Raw genomic sequence first — 470 nt, 5'->3', positions numbered from 1 at the left:
TCTGTCGGTAACGTCAAAACAGCAAGGTATTAACTTACTGCCCTTCCTCCCAACTTAAAGTGCTTTACAATCCGAAGACCTTCTTCACACACGCGGCATGGCTGGATCAGGCTTTCGCCCATTGTCCAATATTCCCCACTGCTGCCTCCAGTAGGAGTCTGGACCGTGTCTCAGTTCCAGTGTGACTGATCATCCTCTCAGACCAGTTACGGATCGTCGCCTTGGTGAGCCATTACCTCACCAACTAGCTAATCCGACCTAGGCTCATCTGATAGCGCAAGGCCCGAAGGTCCCCTGCTTTCTCCCGTAGGACGTATGCGGTATTAGCGTTCCTTTCGAAACGTTGTCCCCCACTACCAGGCAGATTCCTAGGCATTACTCACCCGTCCGCCGCTGAATCAAGGAGCAAGCTCCCGTCATCCGCTCGACTTGCATGTGTTAGGCCTGCCGCCAGCGTTCAATCTGAGCCA

Annotated in this window: 1 rRNA gene; it reads right to left on the bottom strand. The window is 53.6% G+C overall.

The features are described from left to right. Nucleotides 1-470: ribosomal RNA gene (locus tag VA602_RS00500) — 16S ribosomal RNA — on the bottom strand; the annotation flags it as partial.

This window comes from Pseudomonas machongensis, assembly GCF_034961125.1.
Classification (GTDB): domain Bacteria; phylum Pseudomonadota; class Gammaproteobacteria; order Pseudomonadales; family Pseudomonadaceae; genus Aquipseudomonas; species Aquipseudomonas machongensis.
This window is presented reverse-complemented; position numbering and strand designations above follow the sequence as displayed.